The organism is Phenylobacterium sp. (assembly GCF_044236515.1).
In the GTDB taxonomy this organism is placed as follows: domain Bacteria; phylum Pseudomonadota; class Alphaproteobacteria; order Caulobacterales; family Caulobacteraceae; genus Phenylobacterium.
This window is the reverse complement of record NZ_JBIIGK010000233.1, coordinates 1-3,356: the sequence shown is the minus strand read 5'-3', so window position 1 is coordinate 3,356 and position 3,356 is coordinate 1. Positions and strand designations below refer to the sequence as shown.

At 71.5% G+C, this 3,356-nt stretch carries 3 protein-coding genes and 1 pseudogene; all 4 read right to left on the bottom strand.

Features of this window, described 5'->3' with window-relative positions; translation table 11 throughout:
* Window positions 1-1,097 (bottom strand): annotated as a pseudogene (locus ACILRF_RS15550) (endoglucanase); the annotation flags it as partial.
* 4 nt (window positions 1,098-1,101) lie between these two features.
* Entirely contained in the window at window positions 1,102-1,938 is an 837-nt protein-coding gene (locus ACILRF_RS15545) for a MotE family protein (RefSeq protein ID WP_395674488.1), read from the bottom strand.
* Window positions 1,935-2,429: a DUF6468 domain-containing protein gene (locus tag ACILRF_RS15540; RefSeq protein WP_395674486.1), complete on the bottom strand. Its 495-nt coding sequence runs from the start codon at window positions 2,427-2,429 to the stop codon at window positions 1,935-1,937. The genes ACILRF_RS15545 and ACILRF_RS15540 overlap by 4 nt, the downstream gene beginning before the upstream one ends.
* A gap of 4 nt (window positions 2,430-2,433) precedes the next feature.
* Window positions 2,434-3,356, bottom strand: a 923-nt coding sequence (gene fliM, locus ACILRF_RS15535) for a flagellar motor switch protein FliM (protein WP_395674484.1), incomplete at its 5' end; no start/stop codon positions are given.

Below are 3,356 nucleotides of genomic sequence, written 5' to 3'. Positions count from 1 at the left end.
GGCGACAGGGTCAGGCCCGCCTCGCGGCCAATCCGGACGATGTCGCCATCGCGCGAGACGTCGAGATCCTCGACGTGGCTCTCGACAGCCAAGCCCTGGACAGAGCCCAGCAGCGCCATCTGCACGAACTCGCGCTTCGACGGCACGCCCTTGGCCGGGCCGAGCGCGGTGACGACGGTCAGGGTGTCGCCGGCGCCCGGATCGGTCATCCGGATGACCCGCGTCGCCCCCGCCACTGGCGCTTTCAGGACGGGCGGTCCGTCCGCGGCGTCCCGGGTGACGCGGACGATGGTCGGTTGGCTCTGGTCGCCGGGGCCCAGCGCGATCGTCCAGGTCGGTCCGGTCGAAACCGCGAACAGCGGCACGCCCTTGGCCGCATCGATGCGGATCGCCGAATAGTCCGGGCCGCTGAACGTCTCCATGCCGGAGAAGTGGCGCACGCCCTTCGGGGCTTTCGAGACGTCGAGTTTGGCCGCGGCGTCGAACACCACCCAGATCGCGTCGCCCCGGCGGAAGACCGCCGCGCCGGCCGGATTGGCCCAGTTGAAGGTGAGCAGCACCTGGCTGTTCACCACCCTGGCGTCCATGGCGACCACGCCGCCGGCCGGGACCGGGTTGGGCCGCGGTGGCTCGGGCTCGACGGCCCAGTCGACCGGCTTTTCCGGCTCCGGCGGCGCGGGCGGCTTTTCGAACACATTGACGTACGTCGCGCCGTCGGCCGCGCCGACCTTGGCGTCCGCCCCCTCGGCCAGCAGCAGGGTCAGCTCGAGCTTGCCGCCCACCCGGCGCTTTTCCGCCCCGGCCAGCCAACGCGGCGGCGAAGTGCGCAGGCGCGCGATGTCGGGATCGGCGTCGCGGCTGAACGCCAGGGTCAGCCTCTGACCGTCGCGGCGGGCCGCCGCCCGCGCCCCGCCCGTCCAGTGGAATTCGATGCGGGAAAACTCGTCCGACTGGGCGACGCGGACGTCCAGCGGCCCGCGCGGAGCCTTCGCGCCCACCTTCGGCTCGGCCTGCGGGGCGGCGACGCCGGCCGGCGCGACGACGCCGGCGATGCAGGCCGCCGCGACGCCGGAACGAAGGGTCCGCTTCAGGCTCAAAGGATCAGCCCGGTCGCGGCGCAGGCGGCGCGGCCGCCTGCTTGGCAGGGGCTGCCGCGGGAGCTCGGGCGGCGGGGGCCGCGGCCTTGCCGGGCGCCGACGGGGCTGCGGCCGGCGCGGCGGCCGCAGCCTGGGCGTTGGCCGCCAGGGCTTTGGCTTCGGTGAAGCGCTTGGCCATGGCTTCGGTCAGCTTCTTGGCTTCCGCCGGCGGCATCTGCGCCAGCATCGACGACAGCGCCCGCTCCTTCATCTTGGCGGCGATCGGCAGCCGCACGCTGTCGTCCAGGGCCGTGAACCGCGGCGCGGCGTCCTTGGCCTTCATACCCTCGAACACCTTCACCAAGCGGTCGATCTCGGCCGCTTCCTTGGCGTCGGCCTGGCTGATCAGTCCCTGGATGTCGCCGCGCAGGCCGGTCAAGGCCTTCACCTTGGCGTCGAGCTTGGCCTCCGCGGCGGCCAGCAGGGCGAGCTGGGTCTCGAGATCGGTCTCGCGCTGATCGAGCTGGCCGCGCCGGGCCCCCAGGCTCTGCAACACCTGCAGTTCGGCGGGCGACAGACCGGCGGCCTTGGCGAGCTCGGCGGCGGTCGGCGCGCAGACAGCCTGCGGCTTGATCGACGGGGCCGGCAGAGCGGGCCCGGCAGCGGCGTCCTTCGCCTCGCCGGTCGCCGCCTTTTCCTCGGCCTTGGCGTCGGCCTTGCCGCCCTTGGCCGTTTCCTCTGCGAAGGCGCGGGCGCCGGAGACCAGCTCCGGCAGACCCTTAGCGCCGGCCAGGGCGTTAACGGCCAGGACGCCGCCCATGGCGACGCCCACCAGCGGCAAGATGCGAGGGATCGACTTCACCGCCGGCCTCCGTGGACGTTGGTCAGGGTCAGGGGCTCGTCGTCGAAGAGGTCGTCGTCGAGGCTCGGGCGGGCCCAAGGCTGGGCGGCACGAGGTTCCGGGGCCGTCGCCCGGGACGGCCGCGCCTCACGAGCGGCGGCCAGCAACGCGCCCAGGCGCCGCTCCTGCGAAGCGGCGTCGTCGGCCGGCCCCTCGCTGCGGCCGACGGCGGGTGCCCGCTCGACCAAGCGATCTAGCTGCGCGGCGAGGTCGCGGCCCTTGCGGATGCGGTCGGCCAGCACCTCGGCCGCCTCGTCACTGGCGGCGCGCAACTCGGCAAGACCCTGCTCGGCGCGGATGGCGGCGGCGTTCAGGTCGCGGACGGCGGCGCCGAAGCCCTCGTGGCTGTCGCGCAGGGTCTGCAAGCGCTTGTTGAGCCGCCACCCCATCAGCAGGGCCGCGCCCAGCAAACCGGCGAGCAGCATGTTGAGACCGATCGCGATGACGCTCATGGGATCAACCTCCTTGCACGGCCTGACGGGCCGCAGGCGTCAGCGGCGCCTCGACCCGAACGGCGATATGAGCGTTGCGGCGACCCATCCGGCCGCGTGTCAGCGGGATGGCGCCGGCGCGCAGTTCAATCAGGCTGTCAGGCGTGGCATTGAGCATCAGGGTGTCGCCGACCTTCAGCTCAAGCACCTGTTTCAAAGGAACTTCCTGCTCGTCGAGCACGGCGCGGACCTCCATGTTGGTGGTCCACAGCTCGGTGGCGAGGTGGCTTTCCCAGATGTTGTCGCGGCCGAACTTCTCACCCATGAACTGCTGCAGCAGCATCTTGCGGATCGGCTCGAGCGTCGCGTAGGGCAGCAGCAGCTCGATCCGCCCGCCGCGGTCTTCCATGTCGATGCGCAGCTTGACCAGGATCGCGGCGTTGGCCGGCCGCGCGATGGCGGCGAAGCGCGGGTTGGTCTCGAGCCGGTCGAGCGAGAACGTCACCGGCGTCAGCGGCTCGAACGCCTCGCGAGCGTCGGCCAGCACGACCTCGACCATCCGCTGGACCAGCACCCGCTCGATGGTGGTGTAGGGCCGCCCCTCGATGCGCATGGCCGCGGCCCCGCGCCGGCCGCCGAGCAGCACGTCGACGATCGAATAGATCAGGTTGGAATCGACCGTCAGCAGGCCGTAGTTGTTGAGCTCCTCGGCCCGGAACACCGAAAGGATCGCCGGCAGCGGGATCGAATTCAGATAGTCGCCAAACCGGATCGACGAGATGTTGTCGAGGCTCACCTCGACATTGTCGGAGGTGAAGTTGCGCAGGGACGTCGTCATCAACCGCACCAGGCGGTCGAAGACGATCTCCAGCATCGGAAGCCGCTCGTAGGAGACCAGCGCCGAGTTGATGATCGCCCGGATGCCGGTCCGCTCGGAACCGTCCTCGT

Bases quoted from the DNA above. Each gene is read 5' to 3' on its own strand.
- ACILRF_RS15540 (WP_395674486.1), bottom strand. From the start codon at position 2,429: ATGAGCGTCATCGCGATCGGTCTCAACATGCTGCTCGCCGGTTTGCTG.